Annotated in this window: 23 protein-coding genes and 1 pseudogene; 16 read left to right on the top strand and 8 right to left on the bottom strand. The window is 65.9% G+C overall.

Going from position 1 to position 24,360, the window contains the following annotated elements:
• Genes mutY through ftsY form a run of 3 tightly spaced genes read right to left on the bottom strand, consistent with a single transcriptional unit; the run spans window position 1 to window position 3,463 of the window.
• Window positions 1–1,047 (bottom strand): A/G-specific adenine glycosylase, encoded by a 1,047-nt coding sequence (gene mutY, locus G7079_RS04790; protein ID WP_240906242.1) that lies wholly within the window; start codon window positions 1,045–1,047, stop codon window positions 1–3.
• Window positions 1,044–2,330 (bottom strand): hypothetical protein, encoded by a 1,287-nt coding sequence (locus G7079_RS04795; RefSeq protein ID WP_166056070.1) that lies wholly within the window; start codon window positions 2,328–2,330, stop codon window positions 1,044–1,046. The genes mutY and G7079_RS04795 overlap by 4 nt, the downstream gene beginning before the upstream one ends.
• Complete coding sequence (gene ftsY, locus G7079_RS04800) at window positions 2,327–3,463, bottom strand: signal recognition particle-docking protein FtsY (RefSeq protein ID WP_166056072.1); 1,137 nt, start codon at window positions 3,461–3,463, stop codon at window positions 2,327–2,329. The genes G7079_RS04795 and ftsY overlap by 4 nt, the downstream gene beginning before the upstream one ends.
• Before the next feature lie 78 nt (window positions 3,464–3,541).
• On the opposite strand from ftsY, the gene rsmD reads away from it, so the two are divergent.
• The 6 genes and pseudogenes from rsmD to G7079_RS04830 all read left to right on the top strand — a co-directional run bounded on the left by rsmD (window position 3,542) and on the right by G7079_RS04830 (window position 8,185).
• Complete coding sequence (gene rsmD, locus G7079_RS04805) at window positions 3,542–4,189, top strand: 16S rRNA (guanine(966)-N(2))-methyltransferase RsmD (protein ID WP_166056074.1); 648 nt, start codon at window positions 3,542–3,544, stop codon at window positions 4,187–4,189.
• On the top strand, window positions 4,186–4,683 hold the full coding sequence (coaD, locus tag G7079_RS04810; RefSeq protein ID WP_166056076.1) for a pantetheine-phosphate adenylyltransferase: 498 nt from the start codon (window positions 4,186–4,188) through the stop codon (window positions 4,681–4,683). Before rsmD ends, coaD begins: the two co-directional genes overlap by 4 nt.
• A 51-nt stretch (window positions 4,684–4,734) precedes the next feature.
• On the top strand, window positions 4,735–5,226 hold the full coding sequence (locus tag G7079_RS04815) for a hypothetical protein (protein WP_166056078.1): 492 nt from the start codon (window positions 4,735–4,737) through the stop codon (window positions 5,224–5,226).
• A gap of 56 nt (window positions 5,227–5,282) precedes the next feature.
• On the top strand, window positions 5,283–5,537 hold the full coding sequence (locus tag G7079_RS04820) for a YfhL family 4Fe-4S dicluster ferredoxin (protein ID WP_166056080.1): 255 nt from the start codon (window positions 5,283–5,285) through the stop codon (window positions 5,535–5,537).
• Between the two features lie 95 nt (window positions 5,538–5,632).
• Window positions 5,633–7,270 (top strand): annotated as a pseudogene (gene ggt / locus G7079_RS04825) (gamma-glutamyltransferase); the annotation flags it as partial.
• A 24-nt stretch (window positions 7,271–7,294) separates the two neighbouring features.
• A complete protein-coding gene (locus tag G7079_RS04830; RefSeq protein ID WP_166056082.1) occupies window positions 7,295–8,185 on the top strand; it encodes an MBL fold metallo-hydrolase in 891 nt (296 codons plus the stop codon).
• Window positions 8,186–8,308: 123 nt separating this feature from the next.
• Here the strand turns inward: G7079_RS04830 and upp are convergent, their stop codons facing one another.
• Entirely contained in the window at window positions 8,309–8,941 is a 633-nt protein-coding gene (gene upp / locus G7079_RS04835) for a uracil phosphoribosyltransferase (protein WP_166056084.1), read from the bottom strand.
• A gap of 83 nt (window positions 8,942–9,024) precedes the next feature.
• Complete coding sequence (locus G7079_RS04840; protein WP_166056086.1) at window positions 9,025–10,518, bottom strand: aminotransferase class III-fold pyridoxal phosphate-dependent enzyme; 1,494 nt, start codon at window positions 10,516–10,518, stop codon at window positions 9,025–9,027.
• A gap of 126 nt (window positions 10,519–10,644) precedes the next feature.
• Here G7079_RS04840 and G7079_RS04845 point away from each other — a divergent pair, with 126 nt between their 5' ends.
• The 6 genes from G7079_RS04845 to secF all read left to right on the top strand — a co-directional run bounded on the left by G7079_RS04845 (window position 10,645) and on the right by secF (window position 16,598).
• Window positions 10,645–11,076, top strand: a complete 432-nt coding sequence (locus G7079_RS04845; protein WP_166056088.1) for an Lrp/AsnC family transcriptional regulator — start codon at window positions 10,645–10,647, stop codon at window positions 11,074–11,076.
• A 43-nt stretch (window positions 11,077–11,119) separates the two neighbouring features.
• Window positions 11,120–12,172, top strand: coding sequence for a tRNA preQ1(34) S-adenosylmethionine ribosyltransferase-isomerase QueA (gene queA / locus G7079_RS04850; protein WP_240906243.1), 1,053 nt, complete (start codon window positions 11,120–11,122; stop codon window positions 12,170–12,172).
• A complete protein-coding gene (gene tgt / locus G7079_RS04855) occupies window positions 12,169–13,293 on the top strand; it encodes a tRNA guanosine(34) transglycosylase Tgt (RefSeq protein WP_166056091.1) in 1,125 nt (374 codons plus the stop codon). Before queA ends, tgt begins: the two co-directional genes overlap by 4 nt.
• Before the next feature lie 65 nt (window positions 13,294–13,358).
• A complete protein-coding gene (gene yajC, locus G7079_RS04860; RefSeq protein WP_166056093.1) occupies window positions 13,359–13,700 on the top strand; it encodes a preprotein translocase subunit YajC in 342 nt (113 codons plus the stop codon).
• A gap of 54 nt (window positions 13,701–13,754) precedes the next feature.
• The gene (secD, locus tag G7079_RS04865; RefSeq protein ID WP_166056094.1) at window positions 13,755–15,623 is read left to right on the top strand and encodes a protein translocase subunit SecD; all 1,869 of its coding nucleotides are present in this window, start codon (window positions 13,755–13,757) and stop codon (window positions 15,621–15,623) included.
• Between the two features lie 12 nt (window positions 15,624–15,635).
• On the top strand, window positions 15,636–16,598 hold the full coding sequence (gene secF / locus G7079_RS04870; RefSeq protein WP_166056096.1) for a protein translocase subunit SecF: 963 nt from the start codon (window positions 15,636–15,638) through the stop codon (window positions 16,596–16,598).
• Between the two features lie 69 nt (window positions 16,599–16,667).
• Here secF and G7079_RS04875 read toward each other — a convergent pair whose 3' ends face one another.
• Window positions 16,668–17,486: an inositol monophosphatase family protein gene (locus G7079_RS04875; protein WP_166056098.1), complete on the bottom strand. Its 819-nt coding sequence runs from the start codon at window positions 17,484–17,486 to the stop codon at window positions 16,668–16,670.
• Between the two features lie 109 nt (window positions 17,487–17,595).
• Between G7079_RS04875 and G7079_RS04880 the strand changes: the two genes are divergently transcribed.
• The 3 genes from G7079_RS04880 to G7079_RS04890 all read left to right on the top strand — a co-directional run bounded on the left by G7079_RS04880 (window position 17,596) and on the right by G7079_RS04890 (window position 21,514).
• The gene (locus G7079_RS04880) at window positions 17,596–18,381 is read left to right on the top strand and encodes an RNA methyltransferase (RefSeq protein WP_166056099.1); all 786 of its coding nucleotides are present in this window, start codon (window positions 17,596–17,598) and stop codon (window positions 18,379–18,381) included.
• Window positions 18,382–18,455: 74 nt separating this feature from the next.
• Window positions 18,456–19,379: a phosphate/phosphite/phosphonate ABC transporter substrate-binding protein gene (locus tag G7079_RS04885; RefSeq protein ID WP_166056101.1), complete on the top strand. Its 924-nt coding sequence runs from the start codon at window positions 18,456–18,458 to the stop codon at window positions 19,377–19,379.
• Window positions 19,376–21,514, top strand: coding sequence for an EAL domain-containing protein (locus tag G7079_RS04890; RefSeq protein ID WP_166056103.1), 2,139 nt, complete (start codon window positions 19,376–19,378; stop codon window positions 21,512–21,514). Before G7079_RS04885 ends, G7079_RS04890 begins: the two co-directional genes overlap by 4 nt.
• Before the next feature lie 27 nt (window positions 21,515–21,541).
• On the opposite strand, the gene G7079_RS04895 is transcribed toward G7079_RS04890, so the two are convergent.
• A complete protein-coding gene (locus G7079_RS04895; RefSeq protein ID WP_166056106.1) occupies window positions 21,542–22,189 on the bottom strand; it encodes an exopolysaccharide biosynthesis protein in 648 nt (215 codons plus the stop codon).
• On the bottom strand, window positions 22,173–23,501 hold the full coding sequence (locus G7079_RS04900; protein ID WP_166056107.1) for a hemolysin family protein: 1,329 nt from the start codon (window positions 23,499–23,501) through the stop codon (window positions 22,173–22,175). Before G7079_RS04900 ends, G7079_RS04895 begins: the two co-directional genes overlap by 17 nt.
• Window positions 23,502–23,718: 217 nt before the next feature.
• On the opposite strand from G7079_RS04900, the gene G7079_RS04905 reads away from it, so the two are divergent.
• Entirely contained in the window at window positions 23,719–24,345 is a 627-nt protein-coding gene (locus tag G7079_RS04905; protein WP_166056109.1) for a pit accessory protein, read from the top strand.
• Window positions 24,346–24,360: the final 15 nt, after the last annotated feature.

Below are 24,360 nucleotides of genomic sequence, written 5' to 3' on the forward strand. Positions count from 1 at the left end.
TCATTCCTTTTCGATCAATCGCCGCACCGGCGCGGGCAGGCCGATGGCCTGCAGGTCCGCGCGCGCTGCCCAGCGCAAGCCATCATTATCGCCGACCACGTCGCGCGGTCGCACATTGGCGATGTGGTGCGGATGAATTCGTAGCCGGTAATGACTGAAACCGTGAGTGATCGCGTCGCCGCTTCGCGCGGCATCGAAATCGCCATGCGCATGCTGTTCGAACCATGTGCGGGAAGCGGCGATATCCGCATGTTCCGGCAAAGACCATAGCGATGCCCACACGCCGGTTGGTGGCCGGCGTTGCAGCAGCAGGCGGCCGGAATCGTCTTCGATGACCAGCATGTGCGCGATGCGTTCCGGTAGCGGCTTGCCCGGTTTCGGCGAAGGCAGCTCAGCAACGCGCTCCTCGCGCAGGGCGATGCATGCGTCCTGCAAAGGGCAGGTCGCGCAGGCGGGATCCGCGCGCGAGCACAAGGTGGCACCGAAATCCATTTGCGCCTGGGTGTAATCGGCGAGCCTTGCCTGCGGAAGCAGTGTTGCAGCGATGCCCCACAATTTCTTCTCGACCGCAGGTGTGCCCGGCCAGCCTTCGATGCCGAACAGTCGGCACAGCACGCGCTTCACGTTGCCGTCCAGGATCGGTGCCGCATCGCCCCAGGCTTGCGACAGGATCGCGCCTGCGGTGCTGCGACCGATGCCGGGCAGCGCGATCAGCGCGTCTAGATCGCGCGGCAGGTCGCCGCCATGGAATTCCATGCAGCGTTTCGCCGCGGCATGCAGGTTGCGCGCACGGGCGTAGTAGCCCAGGCCCGACCACAGCGCCAGCACTTCATCCTGCGATGCGTTCGCGAGCGAGGGTAGGTTGGGCAACGCGTTGATGAAGCGCTCGAAATACGGGATGACGACCGCGACCTGGGTTTGCTGCAGCATGATCTCGCTGAGCCAGACCCGGTACGGCGTGCGCGGATGCTGCCAAGGCAGGTCGTGGCGGCCATGCCGATCGAACCAGGCCAGCAGGCGCGTGGCGTATTCGGTTTCGATGTTCACGGCGTGGCTGGCGATGGCGCGGTGCCGGGGTCGTCGAATTCGACCTCAACGCCCTCCAGCCGCGCGCCGGCGATCTCCACGCGCGGCGTGCGTAACCTGCCTTGCAGCGGCGGTAGTGGCGATCCACCCGCGTCCGCATTGATCCAGTCGAGCACGACCGGCAACTGGAAGCGCGCATCGAACAAGGTCTGGTCGCGGCGTACCTGCAGCGCGGCGATGTCGCTGAAATCCACGCGGCCGGCATAGTCCAGCGCGAACGGCATGGAGGATTTCGATGAAGACAACGGTGGCGGCAACACCGGCCAAGCTTGTGGCCATGCGGCAATGATGCCGTTCAAACGCAACACCAGCCTGCGTCCGAGTGCGATGGCGCCACGCGCGCTCGCATCCGGAATACTGCCTTCGCCGCGCAGCACCAGCGATGCCGGGTCAAGCGACCACACGCCTTCATCGAACAGCAGCGGGCCGTATGCGCCAAGCACGAACGGCATTTGCGAGGTGCCCGAGACATAGCGCGCGGACATGCCGATCTTCGCGGGGGACATGCGCACCTGGTCGTCGCCGAGGTGCAATGGCCCGGACAGGCGCACCTGCGCCGGCAGCGTCCAGCCATCGCCTTCGATGGTCATGCCGCCGATGGCCGCGATGCCGGCATCGTTCTCGGGTTTGGTGAGGGCGATGTCGAGGTCGAACGGAATCCGCGTCGGCGGGTCGAGATAACGGCCGCGCAACTTCGCGTTGACTGGTGTGGTCGGTGATAGCGAAGGCAGTTCGACATCGATGCCGTCGATGCGCCAGTCGTCGTTGTCGATGCGCCCACGCACGATGTGCAGGCCGTCGCGCAGTGTGGGGATGCGGGTTTCGCTGGGCGGACGCGTGGCCTGCCAACGCTGCAGTGCCGGCACGTCCAGCACTGGCGCATCCAGTTCCACGCGCTGCACGGTCAGGTCGTCGCCGCGCGCGCGGATCGTGCTCCAAGGCAACGAGACGAGCACGCGCTCGGCGCGCAGCAGTGCGCTGGCATCGCCCGGGCGTTGCGCGAGCACGTCGTGCAATACCAGTTGCGGCGTGCCACGCAGTCGGTACTCGACCATGCCCGATGCGGTGATGCGCAAACCCAGCGCATCGCCGATTCGGTTCAGCAGGAATCCGGTCGCGCGCGGCGGCTGCATCAACCACGCAAGCAGGGCGACCAGCAGTACCAGCACGATGCCGGCGACAGCAGTGATCCGCAGCAGGCGGCGAGGGGCCGGGGTTGTCGGCGCCGTCGCGTTGGTATTCACCCGCCCAGGTTCTCCGGGAGCATGGCATCCACGAAAGCCTCGGCATCGAACACGCGCAGGTCTTCCGGGCGTTCGCCGATGCCGGCGTAGCGGATCGGGATGCCGAATTCGCGGGCCAGCGCGAACACCACGCCGCCCTTGGCAGTGCCATCCAGCTTGGTGACCACCAGGCCCGTCACCTTCACCGCGGCATTGAACTGGCGCACTTGCGAGATGGCGTTCTGGCCGGTGGTGCCGTCGATCACCATCAACACTTCGTGCGGCGCGTCCGCATCCAGCTTGCCGAGCACCCGGCGGATCTTGCCGAGTTCCGCCATCAGCCCTTGTTGGGTGTGCAGGCGGCCGGCGGTGTCGGCGATCAGGATTTCGGTGCCGCGCGCTTTTGCAGCCTGCAGCGCATCGAAGGCGACCGAAGCAGGATCCGCGTCTTGCCCCTGCGCAACCACGGCCACGCCATTGCGCTCGCCCCAGGCCTGCAACTGCGCGACTGCGGCGGCACGGAAGGTGTCGCCGGCGGCCAGCATCAGGCTGCGGCCTTCATCCTTGTAGCGGCGCGCCAGCTTGCCGATGGTGGTGGTCTTGCCGACGCCGTTGACGCCGACGGTGAGGATCACGAAAGGTTTGCGGCTTGCGTCGATCTGCAGCGGCTTAGCGACAGGCGCCAGCATCGCGATCAATTCGGCACGCAATGCACGCAGCATGGCGTGGGCATCGGCGAACTCGCGCGCCTTCATCCGCTTGCGCAGGTTTTCGACCAGTTGCGTGCTGGCGGTGACGCCGACATCGGCGGTGATCAGCGCGGTCTCGACCTCGTCCAGCAGGTCGTCGTCGAGGACAGGATTGCGTCCGAACAGTTCGGCGATGTCGCGGGTCAGGATGCTGCCGATCCGCTGGCGCCAGCCGAGCTTGCCGGCCGGTGCGGCCGCGGTTTGCGGTTCGGGCTGTTGCGCCACTTCGGACGGGACGAGCGAGGGGCTGTCCTCCATCGCCGCGGCAATCACTTCATCGGGGATTGGCGGTTCGGCGCGCGCCGGAGCGGCTTCCGGCGGCGGGAAAGCGGCCGCAAGGTCTTCGGTGCTGAGGCGGCGCTCGGGTTCGGCGTCGGGTTTCTTGCGGCGGAACCAGCTGACCATGCGGGGGAGCGCGCTCGGCGGCGCCGATGAATGAGCGAGAATGGCGCGCATGGTAGCACTCGCCCTGTATCGCCCCGGATGAACAAACCGCCCCGTTCCGGTCGCAAACCGTCCACCGCTGCGGCGGCTTCCGGCAGTGTGCGCATCATCGGCGGGCGCTGGCGCGGCACCCGCCTGCAGGTACCGCTCAAGCCGGGATTGCGGCCTACTTCGGACCGCGTGCGCGAAACCTTGTTCAACTGGCTGATGCCGGCCTTGTCGGGCGCGAGGGTGCTGGATCTGTTCGCGGGGAGTGGGGCGCTAGGGCTGGAGGCGGTATCGCGCGGGGCGGCATCGGCGACGCTGGTGGAAACCGATCCACAGCTGGCGCAGGCGCTGGAGGCCACGGCCACTCGCCTGGATGCCACCGGACAGGTGCGCGTGCATCGCGGCGATGCGCTGGCCTGGCTGCGCGATGGCGCGAGGCGTGACGATGGAGCTTTCGACATCGCCTTCATCGATCCGCCGTTCGACGCCGATTTGTGGGCCGCGGTGCTCGAATGGTTGCCGTCGATGCTGGCTGCGGACGCTTGGCTGTACCTCGAAAGCCCGGCCGACCATACGCCCGCCGTGTCTGCGGAATGGGTGCTGCATCGCGAAAGCGCCACCCGCGAGGTGCGCTATGCCCTGTACCGGCGCGTTACACTTGCGGGAGTCCTTCACGGCGGCGATCCAGCCACGACATGAGCGCCACGCGCATTGCGGTCTACCCGGGCACCTTCGACCCGATCACCAATGGCCATGTGGACCTTGTCGAACGCGCATCGCCGCTGTTCGAGAAATTGATCGTCGGCGTGGCGGTCAGCCCGTCCAAGGGGCCGTCGTTGCCGCTCGACTTGCGCGTGCAGCTGGCGCGCGAAGCCTTGGTGCGCTGCCCGAACGTGGAAGTGCTCGGCTTCGATTCGCTGCTGGCGCATTTCGTGCGCGAATGCGGTGCCGGCGTGTTGCTGCGCGGCCTGCGCGCGGTCTCCGACTTCGAATACGAATTCCAGATGGCGAGCATGAACCGCCACCTGATCCCGGAGGTCGAGACCCTGTTCCTGACCCCGGCCGAGCAGTACGGCTTCATTTCGTCGTCGCTGGTGCGCGAGATCTCGCGCCTCGGCGGCGACGTGTCCGGCTTCGTGCCTGCCGCGGTCGCGGCGGCGCTCGAGGCGCAATGGCGTGGCAGGGAAAGCTGACCGCGCATCCACCGCAACACCGCACACCACCGTAGAACGAGGGGAAAGCCCATGAACACGATGTCCCGATTGCTTGTGATCGCCTGCCTGGCCCTGCCGTTCGCCGCGTGCAAGAAGGAGGAAGCGCCGAAGGTCGAAGCCGTGGCGGCGCCGCTGACCGCGCCCACCTCCGACGACGTCAGCGCCTGGCGCACCTACGTCACCGACGTGGCCAAGCGCAACATGGACGGCGTCAACAACAGCCCGTACGTCTACTTCCTGCCCAGCGAGGGCAGCGAAGGCTTCGGCGGCCAGTACGAGCGCCTGTTGGAAAAGGTCGAGGGCGACCTGAGCCGCGGCATTATCGAAGGCAACATGCTGGTCTTCGCATCGCCGGCCTCGACCAAGATCGCCGAGCTGGCGGTGACCGGCTTCGGCCAGGTCGGCACGGGCACGATGAAGGGCGTCAAGGTCGTCTTCATCGGCAAGCCGGAAGACGGCGAGAAGGTCAAGGCCGCGGCTGAGCCCGCCGGCGTCAAGTACGTCTTCGTCGAAGCGAAGTAAGCGCGACAACGCCCGTCCTTCGCCATGAAGGACGGGCGGCGCGACGCATCCCCACGATGTCGCTGAAAATCAACGAACTATGCGTCAATTGCGACGTCTGCGAGCCGGTCTGCCCGAACAAGGCGATCTCGATGGGCGCGGACATCTACGTGATCGATCCGGCGCTGTGCACCGAATGCGTCGGCCACTACGACGAACCGCAATGCGTGGTCGTCTGCCCGGTGGAATGCATCGATCCCGATCCGGAGCATCCGGAAACGGAAGCGCAATTGCTGGCGAAGCTGGCCGACCTGCAAGGGAGCACGGCATGAATGCCTGTAGCACGAAATCCGCAGCATCCTGCCTGTTCGCCATGTTGCTTGCGCCGTTGCTGGCCTTCGCGCAGTCGCAGCAGGTTTCGCCGCAGCACCCGCCGGGCGCGGCAGTCGCATCGGCGCATGCGCTGGCCACGGATGCCGGCATCGAAACCCTAAAGCAGGGCGGCAATGCGTTCGACGCCGCGGTGACGGTCTCGTCCGTGCTGTCGGTGGTGGAGCCGATCAGTTCCGGCCTCGGCGGCGGCGGCTTCTTCCTGTTGCACGACGCGAAAACCGGGCGCGACGTGTTCATCGATGCGCGCGAGACCGCGCCGGCCGCCGCTACGTCGCAAGCCTACCTCGACAAGAACGGCGATCTCGACCGCGACCGCGCCGAGAACGGGCCGTGGTCGGCCGGCATTCCCGGCTTGCCGGCTGCGCTGGTGCATGTGGCCGAACGCTACGGCCGATTGCCGCTGTCGAAGACGCTGCAACCTGCGATCCGCATCGCCCGCGACGGCTTTCCGGTCTACGGTCGTTTCGCGCGCGGTTATGCCGAACGCCGCGAGGTGATGGAGCGCTACCCCGGCACCCGCGAAGTTTTCCTGCGCAATGGCGAGGCGCCGATGGAAGGCGATCTGTTCCGTCAGCCGGAGCTGGCCGTCACGCTGGAGCGGTTGGCTGCGAAGGGTTTCGACGGGTTCTATCGTGGCGTCACTGCCAAGCGCTTGATCGCCGGCGTGAACCGCGAAGGCGGGCGCTGGACGGCGGCAGAACTGGCCGGCTACCGGGTCAAGGAACGCGAACCGCTGCGTTTCGAATACGACGGCTGGGAGATCGTGACCGCGCCGCCGCCATCATCGGGCGGCATTGCGCTGGCGGAAATGCTGCAGATCCTCGAGCCGTGGGACTTGCAGAAGCTGCCGCAGGCGCAGCGCGTGCACCTGGTTGTCGAGGCCATGCGTCGCGCCTTCCGCGACCGCACCTTCTACCTGGGCGATCCGGACTTCGTGAAGATCCCGGTCAAGACCCTGATGGATCCCGATTATGCCGCCGGCTTGCGCGCGACTATCCATCCGTCCAAGGCCACGCCAAGTGCCCTGCTGTCCGGCGATCCAACCCCGCTTGAGGACGAGGAAACCACGCATTTCTCGATCATCGACGGCGAAGGCAACCGCGCGGCGGTGACGCAGACGGTGAACCTGCTGTTCGGTTCAGGGCTGATCCCGCCCGGTACCGGCGTGCTGTTGAACAACGAGATGGACGATTTCGCGCTCAAGCCGGGTACGCCGAACGCGTTCGGCGTCATGGGTTACGAAGCGAACGCGCCGAAGCCCGGCAAGCGCATGCTCAGCTCGATGACGCCCAGCTTCATGTCGAATGCAGACAAGGATGTGGTGATCGGTACGCCAGGCGGCACCCGCATCATCACCATGGTCCTGCTGGGCATGCTGGGCTATGCGGATGGCCTCGATGCGCCACAGGTCGCCGCGCTACCGCGTTACCATCATCAATGGTGGCCGGACACGATCGGCATCGAGCGCGATGCGCTGCCGAAGGATGTGATCGCCGCGTTGCGGGCCATGGGTCATCAGCTGACGGTGCCGGGCGAGGAAAACGACGGGCGCCGTTCCAGCGATGCCTGGGGCAATATGAATACCGTGCTCTGGGACAAGCGCAGCAACACGCTCAGCGCCGGCAACGACCCGCGCAATCCCGTCGGCAAGGCCGAGGTCGCCTCGCCATAACGCAACGAAACATGGACTCGCCTCATGAAACTCTGGTCGATCCTAGGCAACTCGCAGAAACTCGATGGCGGCGCGATGTTCGGCAATGCGCCGAAGGCGTTGTGGGAGCGATGGGCCAGCGTGGATGATGAAAACCGCATCGACCTGGCCTGCCGTGCCTTGTTGGCCAGCCCGCTGAATGGCAAGACCGTGTTGTTCGAGACCGGGATCGGCGCGTTCTTCGAACCCAAGCTTCGCGAACGTTACGGCGTGCAGGAGCCGCAGCACGTGCTACTCGAGTCGCTGCGCGCGGCGGGTTTCGAGCATGAAGACATCGACGTGGTAGTGCTCTCGCATCTGCACTTCGACCATGCCGGCGGCTTGCTCGCGGCATGGGAAGAAGGCGCGGCGGCACGATTGCTCTTCCCGAATGCCACTTTCGTCGTCGGTGCGCAGCATTGGCAGCGGGCGCGCGATCCGCATCCGCGCGATCGCGCCAGCTTTATCGCCGAACTACCCGGTTTGCTGGAGGCCAGTGGGCGACTGGAGTTGGTCGATGGCGATTGGTCGCAGGCCTTGGGCAACAGTGTGCGTTTTCACCATAGCGATGGGCACACGCCGGGACTGATGTTGGCAGAGATCGTCGGCCCCGAAATTGTCGATGGCGAGGCGCATGGCGGCGTGGTGTTCTGCGCGGACCTGATCCCGGGTCGACCATGGGTGCATGTGCCGATCACCATGGGTTACGACCGCAACGCGGAACTGCTGATCGACGAGAAACGCGTGTTCCTGGACGACAAGCTGGCGCGCAACGTGCATCTGTTCTTTACCCACGATCCGGGCTGTGCGCTGGCGCAGGTCACCCGCGATGAGAAAGGCAGGTTCGGCACCACTCACGAGCACGCGGAGTTGCATGCGCGCGCATTGGTGGCTTGATGTTTCCTGGCAAGGACGGCCAGGCAGCGATGGGTCGAAAGGCGAGTGTGGCGGGTGTTCGCGCAGCGGCATTTCGAGCCGCGTAGCGAATGCCCGCCACGCTCGCCTTGAGCATGCTGCGAATCAGTCCACCGGCGTGCCGAACAGCCGGTCGCCGGCATCTCCCAGACCGGGCAGGATGTAGGCGTCTTCGTTGAGGCGCTCGTCGATCGCGGCCACGTAGACCTCGATGTCCGGATGCGCGGCTTCAAGCGCGGCCAGGCCTTCCGGCGCGGCGACCAGGAACAGGCATTTGACCTGCTTGCAGCCGGCAGCCTTGAGCATGTCGATCGCCGCGAGTGCGCTGCCGCCGGTGGCCAGCATCGGGTCGATCAGCATCGCTGTGCGTTCGCCCATGTTGTCGGCCAGCCGCTCGTAATAGGTTTCCGGTTGGTGCGTGGTCTCGTTGCGGCGCAGGCCGATCACGCTGACCGCGGCGGACGGCAGCATTGCCTGCACGCCGGGCAGGAAGCCGAGGCCCGCGCGCAGGATCGGCACCAGCGTGACTTTCTCGCCGCGCACGTGTGCCACATCCAATGGCCCGGCCCAGGTCTGCACGCTGCGGGTTTCCACCGGCATGTCGCGGGTAGCCTCGTAGGCGAGCATCGCGGCGATTTCGCCGGCCAGTTGGCGGAACAGCACCGGATCGGTGCCGATATCGCGCAGCTTGCCGAGCTTGTGCCGGATGAGGGGATGCTGGACTTCGACGGTCTTCATCCGTGCAGGCTAGCGCAGCCGGGCCCCAAAACAGAACAGGGCAGCCGATTGCCGCCCTGTTCGTTGCAACCCGATGGAGGAAATCAGGCCGCGGCGGCTTGCTCCACGCGCGGGCCTTCCAGCAGGGCGCGCTTGACCATCGCCACCACCAGCTTCAGCTCGTCTTCGTTCACCGCGAAATGCGGGGTGAAGCGCAGCGAGTTCTCGCCACCGTGGATCACGCCGATGCCCTGTTCGCGCATCCATTCCTCGGTGGAGCCGGTGCCGTAGCCCTTGTAGCCGGCGGCCAGTTCGCAGGAGAACAGCAGGCCGGTGCCCTGTACCTTGGTAATGCGGCCGCCGAGTTCGCCCTTCAGCGTCTCCAGCAGCTCCAGAACCTGCGTGCCACGCTGCTGGATGTTGTTGCGCAGTTCCGGGGTGATCGCGCCCAGTACCGCGCAGGCCACGTCGAGCGCGCGCGGGTTGGCGGTCATGGTGTTGCCGTACAGGCCGCGCTTGTAGATGGCGGCAGTCGGCTCGGTTACCGCCAGTACCGACAGTGGGTACTGGCCGGCGTTGAGCGCCTTGGAATAGGTTTCCATGTCCGGCGCTTCGGCCTGTTCGAAGCCGGGGTAATCGACGATCGACAGATAGCCGGTGGCACGCAGGCCGGCCTGGATCGAATCGACCAACAGCAGGCTGCCGTGGCCGCGGGTGAGCTCGCGCGCCAGGTTGTAGAAGTCCACCGGTACGCTGCGACCCGGGTCGCCTTCGCCCATCACCGGCTCCAGGAACATCGCCTCGATGAACCAGTCGTTGGCGTCGGCATCGGCGAACACTTTGCGCAGGGCGTCGGCATCGTACGGCGGGATCGTGATCACGGACGTTTCGCCGCGATAGCTGGCCAGGTACTGCACATAGGTCTTGCGGGTGGAGTCCGAATACAGCGCCGGCTTGTCGGTGCGGCCGTGGAAGCTGCCCTTCACCACCACGCGCTTGATGGTCTTGCCGGCGTGGCGGGCGCCGTCGTCGGTCATGGTCTTGGCGTTGGCATCGACGATGCGCGCCGCAAGCGAGACCGATTCCGAACCCGAGTTCAGGCACAGGAACGCGGCGTAGGGCGAGCCGCCGCGGGTCTGGCCGATCTCCTTGCGCATCGCGTTGGCGAAGCGCAGCTGGGAGACGTTCGGGGTCATGATGTTGGCCATCGACTGCGGCTTGGCCATCGCCTCGATCACGGCGGCCGGCGCATGGCCCAGGCCGAGCATGCCGTAGCCGCCGGTGTCGTAGATCACCGCGCCCTTCAGAGTGACGATCCACGGGCCGCGCGCGGTCAGCGCCACGTACGGGTTGGCGTTGTCCTGCGAATAGAAATTGACGAAGCCGGCCTGCACGTCCGCGCGCTGCGCGTCTTCGTCCAGTTCCAGCAGGTAGGGGAATTCGGCGCGGATCTGCGCGTACTCGGCGGCGGCGGCATTGATGGCCTCGACCAGTTGCGCGTCGCGCGCGGCGAATTCGAGGATGGTCGCATCGTCCAGGCCGGTGGTGCGGATCTTGCCGTGGGCGCGCAGCGGGGCGAGGGTGTCGAGCAGGGTCATGGCGGCCTCCTGATTGCAGGCACAAATGCGGAAACAAGCATTATCGCCGGATCTGCGCCATTCGATAGGCCCGATCCGGCCGAATAACGGGGTAATCCGGGCGAATCGACGGTATGATTCGTCGATATGCGAATTACCCCTGCCGACGAACTGCTGCTGGCCGTGCTCCGCGAGGACGCGCGCGCCTCCACCGCCGATATCGCCCGCAAGCTGGGGCTGTCGCGCACCACCGTGCAGAACCGCATCGCCCGGCTGGAAGCGCAGGGGGTGATCCAGGGCTACACCGTGCGCGTGCACGACGACTACGCGCGCAGCCGCATCCATGCGCACATCCTGATCACCTTGAGGCCCAAGCAGATGCCGTCGGTGGTCAAGTCGCTGCAGGCGATGCCGGAAGTGCGGGTGCTGTATTCGATCAGCGGCGGCTTCGACCTGATCGCGCTGGCGGTAGCTGGCTCGGTGGGGGAGATGGACGTGCTGACCGATGCCATCGGTGCGATCGACGGCGTGGAGCGCACCACCACCTCGATCATCCTGTCCACCAAGTTCGAGCGCTGAGGCGGGCCGCTACAATGCGCGCCCCGCTTGCGTTCCGTCTCTCTTGAAGAAGTCCGATTTCCATTTCGAGTTGCCGGCCGAACTGATCGCGCAGGCGCCGCTGCCAGAACGCTCCGCCAGCCGCCTGCTGCTGGTGCCGTCGGGCGATGCCGCCTTCGCGGATCTCGGCGTACGCGACCTGCCGTCGCTGTTGCAGCCCGGCGACCTGCTGGTGTTCAACGACACCCGGGTGATCCCGGCAAGGTTGTTTGGCAACAAGGCGACCGGCGGACGGGTGGAATTCCTGATCGAACGCCTGCTGCCAGGCAACGAAGCGCGCGCGCAACTGGGCGTTAGCAAGCCGCCGCAGATCGGCAGCCGCATCGCGCTGGATGCCGGCGGCGAAGCGGAAGTGCTGGCGCGCGACGCGGCCGGCTTCTGGCACCTGCGCTTCCACGTCTCGGAACCGCTGGAAAACTGGCTGCTGCATGCCGGTCGCCTGCCGTTGCCGCCGTATATCCAGCGTGAGCCGGGTGCAGACGACGTCGAGCGCTACCAGACGGTGTTCGCGCGTGAAATCGGTGCGGTTGCCGCGCCGACCGCCGGCCTGCATTTCGACGATGCGCTGCTGGCGGCCTTGCGCGAACGTGGCATCGAATTCGGCCACGTCACCCTGCACGTCGGTGCCGGCACCTTCCAGCCGATGCGGGTGGACGATATCCGCGAGCACCGCATGCACAGCGAGTGGATCAATGTCGGCGCCGAGCTGGTGCAGCAGGTGCGACGCACGCGCGAGGCGGGCGGACGGGTGATCGCGGTCGGCACCACCGTGCTGCGCGCGCTGGAAAGCGCGACACATTTGAATGAAGCAGGCGATGGTGAACTGCACCCGTTCGCCGGCGAAACCAATATCTTCATTTTCCCCGGCTACCGCATCCGCAGCATCGATGCGCTGCTGACAAACTTCCATCTGCCGGAAAGCACGCTGCTGATGCTGGTCTCCGCGTTTGCCGGCAGGGAGCGCGTGTTTGCCGCCTACGAACATGCGGTGCGCGAACGCTATCGCTTCTTCAGTTATGGCGATGCGATGTTGCTGTTCCCGCAGGAGCACGCATGAGTCGCATGGACTTCGAATTGCTGGGAACCGACGGTGCCGCCCGCCGCGGCCGCATCACCTTCCCGCGCGGCACCATCGAAACCCCGGCATTCATGCCGGTCGGCACCTATGGTTCGGTCAAGGGCGTGCTGCCGGAGCAGGTCGAGGACTTGGGTGCGGAGATCATCCTCGGCAACACCTTCCATCTGTTCCTGCGCCCCGGTCTCGATGTCATCGAAGCCCACGGCGGCCTGCATGGCTTCGCTCGCTGGGACAAGCCGATCCTTACCGACTCTGGTGGTTTCCAGGTGTTCTCGCTGGCGCATCGCCGCAAGATCACCGAGGAAGGCGTGACCTTCGCCGCGCCCACCGATGGCAGCAAAGTGTTCCTCGGACCCGAGGAATCCATGCACATCCAGAAGGTGCTGGGCAGCGACATCGTGATGATCTTCGACGAGTGCCCGCCGGTGACGGTGGACGGCAAGCCGGTCGACAAGCGCGTGATCGAACGTTCGATGGAGCTGTCGTTGCGCTGGGCGGCGCGTTCGAAGAAAGCGCATGAGGGCAACGACGCGGCGCTGTTCGGCATCGTCCAGGGCGGCGTGCACCATGACCTGCGCTCGCGTTCGGCCGAAGGACTGCGCGGGATCGGTTTCGACGGCTATGCCATCGGCGGCCTCGCGGTGGGCGAGACCGAGGCCGAGCGCAACGCCATGCTCGACCACACCGCGCCGCAGTTGCCGGAAGACCGCCCGCGCTACCTGATGGGCGTGGGCCGGCCCGAGGACCTGGTGGAGGCGGTGGCGCGCGGGGTGGACATGTTCGATTGCGTGATGCCGACCCGCAATGCCCGCAACGGCCACTTCTTCACCTCGACCGGCACCATCCGCATCCGCAACGCCCAGTACGAGCGCGACCTGCGCCCGATCGAGGAAGGTTGCGACTGCTATTCCTGCGCCAATGGCTTCAGCCGCAGCTACCTGCGCCACCTGGACCGCTGCAATGAAATGCTGGCGCCGATGCTGGGCACCCTGCACAACCTGCGCTACTACCAGCGGCTGATGGCACAAATGCGCCAAGCCATCGAAACGGGAACCTTTTCGGTCTTCCGCGAGTCTTTCTACGCGGCCCGCAAGGCTTGAAAGGCCGGATTCCGGCCTACATGGCATAATTCCCGGCTACCTCGCCAGATCTCAACGGATTCCCGATGAACCCGCTCGACTTCCTGATCCCCGTCGCCCATGCCCAGGCCGCCGGCGCTGCCGCCGCCCCCAGCATGATGTCCACCCTGCTGTTCCCGATCATCCTGATCGCGATCATGTACTTCCTGATGATCCGTCCGCAGATGAAGCGCCAGAAGGAACACCGGGCCATGCTGGACAAGCTCGGCAAGGGCGACGAAGTGATCACCAATGGCGGCATCGCCGGCACCGTGACCGACATCGGCGACAGCTTCATCACCGTCGAGATCGCCGCTGGCGTGCAGGTGCGCCTGCAGAAGGGCGCCATTGCCAACGTGTTGCCGAAAGGCACGTTGAAGTCGGCCTGATCCATCCATTGACGTAAGCAAGCGCCGGCCAGTGGCCGTGCGCGGGGTTTTGCGATGCTTGAATATTCCCGCTGGAAATACCTGATCATCCTGCTGGTGCTGGCACTGAGCGTGCTGTACGCCGTACCCAACGCATTCCCGCAGGATCCCGCCGTGCAGGTCACCGCAAACCGCGGCGCCAAGGTCGATGCCGTCCTGCAGCAACGGGTGGATGCGGCGCTGAAGAAGGCCGCGGTGCCGTTCAAGTCCAGCGCTATCGAGAAGGACGGCAACCTGCTGGTGCGCACCAGCAGCGACGACGCCCAGTCGAAGGCCGCGGAAGTGATCCGCGACGAGCTTGGCAGCAGTTACGTAACCGCACTCAATCAGGCGTCCACCGTACCGGGCTGGATGCAGGCGGTCGGCGCCAAGTCGATGTCGCTGGGCCTCGATTTGCGCGGCGGCGTGTATTTCCTGATGCAGGTGGATCGGCAGGCGGCGCTGTCCAAGCAATTCGAGGCCACCGCCGAAGACATCCGCAGCACGCTGCGCGATAACCGCATCCGCTATACCTCGGTGGAGTCGATGGGCGGCGGCAGCGTGGTGGCCAAGCTTGGCATCGGGCAGGACAACGCCAAGGCGCGCCAATTGATCAGCCGCGACATGCCGACCTACCAGGTCGATGCGGTCGGCGAGACCATCACGGTACGCATCCCGCAGGCCGAGCTGGACAAGATCCTGACCGATGCGGTGCAGCAGAACATCGGCACCCTGAGCAACCGCATCAACGAACTCGGCGTGGCCGAGCCGATCATCCAGCGCCAGGGCGCGGATCGGGTGGCGGTGCAGCTGCCGGGCGTACAGGACACCGCGCAGGCCAAGCGCATCCTGGGCGCCACCGCGACCCTGGAATATCGCGGCGTGATCGATGGCAATGCCATCGAGGCGCGCGACTCCGGCAACATCCCGCCGGAAGCGAAGCTATACGACAGCAAGGACATCGGCCCGGATGGCAAGCCGCTGCCGGTGCTGCTCAACAAGCGCGTGATCACCTCGGGTGAGCAATTGCAGACCGCGTCCGCGTTCTTCGACTCGCAGAGCGGCACACCGGCGGTGCGCGTGCGCTTGAACAACATCGGCGGCCAGCGCATGTTCGATTATTCCAGCGAACACGTCGGCAAGCGGATGGCGGTGGTCTACATCGAGCGCGTCCCCGAAGTGAAGATGGTCGATGGCAAGGAAGTGCGGAGCACCCGCACCAGCGAGCAGGTGATCTCGGTCGCCGTTATCCAGAGCACGTTGGGCAAGGAATTCCAGACCACCGGCCTGGACAGCATGAAGGAAGCCTCCGACCTGGCACTGCTGCTGCGTGCCGGTGCGCTGGCGGCGCCGATGGATTTCATCGACGAACGCACCATCGGCCCGAGCCTGGGCAAAGAAAATATCCAGCGCGGCCTGACCGCAGTCGCAGCGTCGTTCGGGTTCGCCCTGCTGTTCTTCCTGGTCTACTACCGGATGTTCGGCCTGATCACCTGCCTTGCGCTGCTGATCAACCTGTTGATGGTGTTCGCGCTGATGTCGGTGCTGGGGGCGACCATGAGCCTGCCCGGCCTTGCCGGCATCGCGCTGACCGTGGGTATGTCGGTGGACGCCAACGTGCTGATCAACGAACGAATACGCGAGGAGTTGCGGTTGGGACTGCCGCCGCAGAAGGCCATCGCCGAAGGCTACGACCGTGCCTCGGGCACGATCTTGGACGCCAACGTCACCGCGTTCCTGGCTGGCCTTGCGATGGCGGCGTTCGGTACCGGCCCGCTGCGTGGCTTCGGCATCACCACGATGCTCGGCATCGCGACCTCGGCCTATACCGCGGTCTCGGTTTCGCGCGGCATCGCCACGCTGATCTATGGCGGCAAGCGCAAGCTGAAGTCGGTTGCGATCTAAGGAGCACGCAAGATGAAACCGTTCAATGTGTTCCCGTACGACAGCAATATCGATTTCATGCGCTTGCGCTGGATCTCGCTGTCGGTGGCTTTCCTGCTGATGGTGGTGGCGTTGGGAGGCATGGCCGTCCGCGGCTTCAACTTCTCGCTGGACTTCACCGGCGGCATCGGCGTGGAGTTGCGTTACGACAAGACGCCGGACGTGGACAGGGTGCGCGAGCAGCTCGACGCCGCCGGTTTCCACGGCGCGCAGGTGCAGAACTTCGGCGCTGGCAACGACTTGCTGGTACGCCTGCAGGCCGAGGGCAAGCAGGAAGGCGACGCTGACAAGGCGAGCAGCATCGGCGATGCGGTGGCGAAGGCGGCGTCGCTGGCAGGCAACCCGGCCGAGAAGCGCAGCAGCTCGGTGATCAGCGCGCAGGTCGGCAAGGACCTGGCGTTGAAGGGCGTCTACGCGGTGCTATTCGTGATCATCGGCTTCCTGGGCTATATCTCGCTGCGCTTCGAGAAGAAGTTCGCGGTGGCGGCGATCATCACCACCTTGCACGACGTGTTGATCTGCGCCGGCTGGTTCGCACTCAGCGGGCACGAGTTCGACCTCAACGTGCTGGCGGGCATCCTGTCGGTGATGGGCTTCTCGATCAACGACACCATCGTGGTGTTCGACCGCGTCCGCGAGAATTTCCGCGGCATGCGCGCCGACCCGGTGACGGTGCTGAACAAGTCGGTCAACCAGACGCTGTCGCGTACGGTGATCACCTCGTTCGTGGCCTTCCTGACCGTGCTGGCGCTGTACATCTACGGCGGCGATTCGCTGCGCGGCATGGCCGAATCGCAGATGATCGGCATCGTGATCGGTACGGTGTCCTCGATCTTCGTGGCCTGCCCGTTGCTGACCATGGGCTTCCTGAAGGTCACCAAGCAGGACCTGATGCCGAAGGCGCGCGACGAGGAAGCGCTGGCGCGTCGTCCCTGACGGCGGAGCATGCCGGCCAACAAAAAACCCGCGCATCGCGCGGGTTTTTTGTTGGCCGGCAGTCGCGGTTTACTTGAACGCCGCAGCGTAACCGGACTGCACGATGCTTTTCTGCAGGGCATCGCTGAGCTTGAGGTTGCCGGCGACCAGTTGACGGCCCACCAGGCCACGTGCATCCAGCGGGCCGGTGGCGGCACCACGGAAATCGCAGACGCGACCGCCGGCTTCGCGCACCAGCAGCACGCCGGCGGCGATGTCCCAAGGCTTCACCCCGGCTTCGAAATAACCGTCGGCGCGTCCGCAGGCCACGTAAGCCAGGTCGAGCGCGGCGGAGCCGGTGCGGCGGATGTCCTCGGCATCGCGCAGCAGTTCGCGGATACATTCCAGTTGCGCCGGTGCGCGTTCGCGCTCGCGCGGCGGGAAGCCGGTGGCCAGCACCGCGCCGGCCAGCTCCTTGCGCTCGGAGACGCGGATGCGCTTGTCGTTGAGCACCGCGCCGCTGCCGCGGCTGGCGGTGAACAGCTCGTTGCGCAGCGGATCGAAGATCACCCCGTGCTGCACTTCGCCGCCCTCGACCAGGGCGATCGACACGCACCAGTGGGGGAAACCGCGCAAGTAGTTGCTGGTGCCGTCCAGCGGATCGATCACGAAGACCGAATGGCCCTTGCCCTGCACGCCGCTTTCTTCGCCGAGGATGGCGAAATCCGGGTGGGCGCGGCGAAGTTCCTTGATCGCGGCTTTCTCCGCCTCTTCGTCCATGTCGCTGGCGAAGTCCATGCGGTCTTTCTCGACCACGTTGATCGCATCAAGCTTGTGCATGCCGCGCAGGAGCACGTTACCGGCCGCGCGGGCTGCCTTGACCATGACATTGACCACGGGTTTCTGCATGGCGGAGCGCCTCGTAAGTGATGAGGTGTGCTGTTCTGGAGCACGACGGCAACGGGGGTAAAGAGCGAACCCGGCGCGGGGGCCGGGGCGCGCAGTTTACCATTCGCGGATGGAGACTCGGCTCGAATCCGCTGCAAACAACCTGCGCATCGTCCTGGTGGGCACCCAGCACCCCGGCAATATTGGCTCGGCGGCGCGGGCGATGAAGACCATGGGTTTGTCCCGATTGGTGCTGGTGGCGCCGGAAAAGGCGCCGGATCGCGATACCCATGCGATGGCCGCAGGCGCCGACGACCTGGTGGAGACCGCGCCGGTGTTCGCCACACTGGCCGAAGCGGTGGCCGATTGCCGCTGGGTATTGGGCGCCACCGCGCGCAATCGCCGCATCCAGCTCGAGCCCCTGCACCCGCGGGATGCGGCGCAACGGGCCGTCGCTGCTACCACTAGCGGTCCGGTGGCCTTGGTGTTCGGGCGCGAACGGACGGGCCTGACCAATGAGGAGCTGCAGCTCTGCCATGCAGCAGTGCACATTCCGTCCGATCCGGCGTTCAGTTCCTTGAACCTGGCCGCCGCAGTGCAGGTGCTCAGCTACGAACTGCGTTGCTCACTGCTGGGCGATGCAGTGGCAGAGGCGTCTGCTGCGGTGCGTACCGCTCCCCCGGTTGAAGGCGTGGCCAGCCATGCGGAACTGGAGGGGTTCTTCGCCCAGTTGGGCGAGGCACTGGAGCAGATCGATTTCCACAAGGGCCGCGCGCCGGAATCCGCCATGCGCAAGTTGCGCCGGTTGTACCTGCGCGCCAATCTGGATAGCGCCGACGTGCGTCTGTTGCGCGGCGTCCTAGCGGATACCCAACGCATGGCGCGATTGGCCGGGCAGGCGGGTTCCGCAACGTGAAAAATCGGGTAGGCTCCGCACGGGGATCTGGGAAGTCCATCACATTGTCCTTCTTCTCGAAGCGAAGCCTGCGGATGCTGTTGGCCTGTCTGTTGGCGGGGTGGCTGCCATCGGCTCCGGCGCAGGACACCCTGCCGGCACAATCGGTAGAAGACGATGCCAGCGTGCTGGTGCTTGGCCGGGTCAGCGATGATCCGAAATCCCATTACGACCAGCTCAAGCCGCTGCTCGAATACGTCGTGCCGCGCATGGCCAATGTGGGCATCCGCAGCGGCCGCATCCTGATGGCCAAGGACCTGCAGCAGATGACCAGTTACCTGCGCCGCGGCCAGGTCGACTGGATCAACGAAACCGCCGGCAATGCCGCCCTGCTCGAACGTCGCGGCGTGGCCCGTTCCTTCCTTGTCACCGAACGCGACGGCGCCACCCGCTACCACAGCGTGTTTTTCGTCCGCCGCGACAGCCCGGTGCGCACGCTGGCCGACCTGGCCGGGCGCAGCGTCGCCTTCCAGAATCCGTATTCGACCAGTGCCTACTACCTGCCGGCGGCGAAGTTGCTCGATGCGGGCATGAAGCTGGAAGTGTTGCTGTCGCCGATGGACAAGCCGGCGCCGGGCGCGGTGGGTTACTTGTTCGCGCGTACCGAACTCAACATCACCACCTGGGTGCACAAGCGCCTGGTCGATGCCGGCGTCTTCAGCAACCTCGATTGGGCCAATCCGCAGCGCATGCCGCCCTCGTTCGCGCAGGACTTCCGCATCGTGGCGGCGACCGACGACGTGCCGCGCGCGCTGATGCTGATGCGCAACGGCATGGACCCGAAGGTCGAGGCACGCCTGCGCGAAGTGCTGATGGAGGCCTCCACGGATCCCGACGCGGGCGAAGTGCTGCGCCGTTTCATCGGCACCTCGCGCTTCGTCCCGGTCAGCAGTGAAGACCGCATCGCGCTCGACAAGCTGGGCAACGGCGTGGCGCGCGTGCGTCTGGAGGTCGAGTGAAGCGGCCACGGCTTGGCCTGCAATCGCGGTTCATCGCCGCGATCATCGGCCTGCTCGCGATCGTGGTGATGGTGATGCTGCTGCTGTGGCAGCGCCAGCAGGCCAGCCAGCATGAAGTCAGCGACGTGACCCGGCAAGCGATGCACGGCCTGTTGTCGGAACAGGTACGCGTGGACGGCGAGGCGGAAGTGCGCCAACTCGCCGAGGCGTTGACCAACCCCTTGTATTACTTCGACCTGGACGCGATCGGCACGCTGGCGCGCGCGGCGTTGCGCGAATCCGACGTCGAATATGTGCTGGTCTACGACCCGCAGGGCCGCATCCTGCACGACGGCTCCGGCGACATCGCCGCCTACGGGCAGCCGATGGGCGATGCGCTGGCGAAGGAAGTGATTGCCGCCAACGGCCCGCATACGCGTGCGGTCGGACAGGTGCTGGACGTGTCCAGCCCGATCCTGGTTGGCGACCAGCGGCTCGGCGGCGTGCGCATCGGCTATTCGATGGCGGGCATGGCGCGCGCCGAAGACCTGGCCATGCGCGGCCTGCGCGGACGCATCGACGAGGTTGGGCGCCGCAATTTCGTCTGGTTGCTGCTGCTTTGCGTGGCGCTGGGCGGGGTGGGCCTGGCGGCGGCGGTGCTGGTGCAGCGGGTGCTTGTGCGGCCGATCAAGCAGCTCGGCGATGCCGCGCGCGAGATCGAAGTGGGCAACTTCTCGCTACCGGTGCCGCAGACCGAGCGCGACGACGAACTCGGCGATCTGGTACGCACCTTCGACCGCATGCGCGAAAGCGTGGCCAAGCACGACCGCGACATCCGCCGCGTGGCCTACAGCGATGCGCTGACCGGCTTGTCGAACCGACTGGCGTTCCGCGAATCGCTCGACCAGCGTTTGCGTTCGTTGCAGGGCGCGGGCCGGCAGCTGGCCTTGCTGTTCGCCGACCTCGACGATTTCAAACGGGTCAACGACACGCTCGGACATGAGGCGGGCGATGAAGTGCTGCTGCAGGTCGCGGGGCGCATCGACCGTGCGGTGAAGTCGATCGAAGGCGCCGATGCGATGGTGGCGCGTTTCGGTGGCGACGAATTCGTGATCCTGCTGCAGTCCAGCGACGACGAGCCGAATGGCGACGTGCGCGACATGGTCACCCAACTGGCGAAGGTGCTGGTGGCCGATCTCGGTGAGCCATTGATCCTGCATGGCCGCCAGGTGTTCCTGGGCTCGTCGGTCGGCGTGGCGCTGTTCCCGGACGACGCGGAGAGCGCTTCGCTGCTGATGAAGAACGGCGACATCGCGATGTACCAGGCCAAGGTGGCCGGCAAGAACTGCTACCGCTTCTACAGCCGCACCATGGATCAGGCGGTGGAACGGCGGATGCGGATGGAACACGAACTGCGCGGCGCCTGGGGTCGTGGTGAACTCAGCCTGGCCTACCAGCCGATTTACCGCACCCGCGACCGCGTGCTGGTCGGCGCCGAAGCATTGCTGCGCTGGAACCATCCGGAGGATGGCGCGATCTCGCCGGCGGTGTTCATCGAGGTGGCGGAGCAGAGCGGCCTGATCGAATCGATCGGCCCGGAAGTCATGCGTGCCGCCTGCCAGGAAGCTGCGCGCTGGCGCACGCCAGACGGCGCCGGCGAGCCGCCGTTCGTATCGGTCAATGTCTCCTCGCGGCAGTTGCGCAGTACCGACCTGGTGCAGCAGATCGGCAGCGCGCTGCAGGAGGCGGCATTGGCACCGGAACGCCTGCACGTGGAACTCACCGAGACGGCGGTGATCAGCGACGAAGCCAACGCCACCGCCTTGCTGGCCCGCCTGCGCGATGCCGGTGTACGGGTCTGGCTGGACGATTTCGGCACCGGCTATTCCAGCCTGAGCCACTTGCGCCGCGTGCAGGTCGACGGCCTGAAGATCGACCGCAGCTTCATCACCGACCTGTTGCGTGATCCGGACGACCTTGCGTTGACCAGCGCGATCATCGCGATGGCGCATTCGATGGGAATCGTTGTTGTCGCCGAGGGCGTGGAAAAGCAGGGCCAGTACGACCTGCTGCGCGAGCGCGATTGCGACCTGGTGCAGGGTTACTGGCTGGGCCACCCGGTTCCGGCCGCCGAGTTCGTCAAACTGCTCGGCTGAGCGGGTGCCGGCGCGCTTGCGTCCTGCCTAGAAAAGTCGGTCGATCCAGGGCTGGACCAGCGCGATCAATCCGCCCGACAGCGCGCCGGTGGTGGTCAACGCAACCAGGCCGATACCCCAGGCCGCCAGCATCAGCAGGCCATCGCGTTCCAGCAACGCCAGCGCATAGACCAGGATGATCGCGCCGAGCAGGTAGTTGGTGAACGGGATCGGCAGCGACAGCAATATGCCGAGCAACAGCAGGAGCAACCCGGTGAACGCCGAGGCGATGCGGTAATCGAGGATCGCGGGGAGGCGCGGGCGCACCACGCGTTCCAGCCGTCGCAACCACGGATCGACGATGCGCTCGAAACGCGCCAGTGCCTGCCGCTTCGGACCACGGGTGGCGATGAACCGCGGCAGCCACGGCCGGCGCAGGCCGACCAGCAATTGCGCGGCGATCAACACCACCAGTGGGCCGCTGAGCGCGCCGCCGATCGGTATCGGGATGAATGCCGGCAGCGTGGCGACGAACAGCAACATGCCGAACGCGCGCCGGCCCAGCCCGGCCATCAATGCATTGAAGTCGAGTGTCTGCTCGCGGTCGCCATCGAGCAATGCGTCCAGGATCGCGCGGGTGCCGGCTTCGCGCGACTTGCGTGCGCCGTTGCCGGCCGGCTCAGGCGTCGTCGTCATCGGCGCCGCCCCGGGCGTCGGGCATGCGCTGCAGCAGCAGCTTGTCGATCCGGGGCCCGTCCAGGTCCACTACTTCCACCCGCCACAGGCCCAGCTGAAAATGCTCGCCGACATGCGGAATACGACCGAAATGGGCAATCACCAGTCCGGCGGCGGTGTGATAGTCGTGCTCTTCGCTGTCCGGCAGGCGCTCGCCGGTGAGTTCGCGCAATTCGTCGATGTGCAGGCCGCCATCGACCAGCAGCGAACCGTCGTGGCGTTCGACCACCAATGCTTCCTCGTCGTGCTCTTCGCCCGCCTGCAGGCGGCCGAGCACCACGCCCATCACGTCGCTGATGGTGACCAGGCCCTGGATATCGCCGTATTCGTCGACCACCAACGCCAGCGATTGCTGTTCCTCGCGGAGGATTTCCAGCAGTTTCAGCGCGTGGGTGGAATCCGACACGAACAGCGGCTTGCGCAGTTCGCGGAACAGGTCGGGCTGGCGCAGTTCGAGCTGGTCGAGCAGGTGCTTGACCTCCAGGATGCCCATCACGTCGCTGTCGTCGCCGCGATAGACCGGATAGCGCGAGAACGGGGTTTCGCGCATCGCGTCCATGTTCTCCTGGAAGCCGGCGGCCGCGTCCAGCCAGGTGATGTCGGTGCGCGGGGTCATCATGCTGGCCGCGGTGCGGTCGCCCAGGCGCATCACCCGGTTCATCATGTTGCGCTCGTCCAGGTCGATCACGCCCTGCTCGTGGCTTTCGCTCACCAGCAGGTGGATCTCCTCTTCGGTGATCGCGCTGCGCGCATCGTTGCGGATGCCCAGCATGCGCAGCACGCCGCGGTTGATCGCGCCCAGCACGAACACGATGGGTTTCGCCGCCCGCGACAACGCATCCAGCGGGATCGCCACCCGGCTGGCGATCGCCTCCGGGTTGGTCAGCGCCAGCCGCTTGGGGATGAGTTCGCCGAAGATCACCGAACAGGCGGTGATCAGCGCCACCGCGGTGCCGATGCCGATCGGATGCGCGTATTGGCCCAGGGCGGACCAGGTGCGTTCCAGCCAGGTCGCGATCTTGTCGCCCAGGGCATCGCCGCCCAGCACACCGGTCAGGATGGTGATCAGGGTGATGCCGACTTGCACGGTCGACAGCAGGTTGTCCGGGTGCTCGGCCAGCGCCAGCGCCTTGCGCGCGCCGCGGCTGGGGTTGTCCGGGTCTTCGGCCAGCTGCTTCAGGCGCAGCTTGCGCGAGGTCATCAGCGCCATTTCCGAGATCGCGAAAAAGGCGTTGAGCACGATCAGGGCGGCAACCACCAGCAACTCAGCCATGGAAGCGGGCGGCCTTCTGGGCAAGGGGGTTGGCGTGCCAAGCCGGCGCGGCCCGGTGGCGGGAACGGTGGGTCAACGGCGGTGGTCGGGGGGATTCGTCCATGGCATGCGCCGAGGCGCGTCAGGATGATAGCAGGGCGGAAATGCGCGCCAGCTGCGCAAATGGTCATCGAGCGGTCATAATTCCGCCCCTACGTCACCCGACCGGCAGGCCGCCATGTTTTCGTTGCAGACCATTTTCGGCCAGGGCAAGCAGTTCTATGCCCTGTTCAACGAAGCGGCCGATGCCGCCTACGACAGCACCAAGGCCCTGCACGCGATGCTGAGGGATCGCGAGCGGCAGCCGTCGATGGAGCCGTTCAAGCACGCCCGCCAGCGCGAACGCGTGGCCAGCGACAAGATCAGCCAGGCGTTGCTGGACAGCTTCATCACGCCGTTCGAACGCGAGGACATTGAGGCGTTGGGTTCCGCGTTGTACAAGATCCCAAAGCAGGTCGAACGCTTCGCCGATCGCTACGCGCTGGCCCAGCACCGGCTGACCGGCATCGATTTCGCCCCGCGCGCGGCCATGCTGGAGCAGGCCGCCGGCGTGGTGGTGGAGATGGTGCGCGAGCTGCACAGCCTGCGCCTGGAGCCGATGAAGGCGCTGAACGACCGCTTGCGGGTGATCGAGATGGAAGCCGACCGGCTGATCCTGGAACTGCACCGCGAGATCTATTCCGGCAATCTCGATGCCGGCGAGATGTTCCTCCTCAAGGAGTTCTTCGAGATCATGGAAAAGGCCATCGACCGCTGCCGCGAGGCGGGCGTGGTGGCCTACGAGATCGTGCTGAAGAATTCCTGATCCGGCGACCGGAGA

Source organism: Thermomonas sp. HDW16, from assembly GCF_011302915.1.
Taxonomy (GTDB): Bacteria; Pseudomonadota; Gammaproteobacteria; order Xanthomonadales; family Xanthomonadaceae; genus Thermomonas.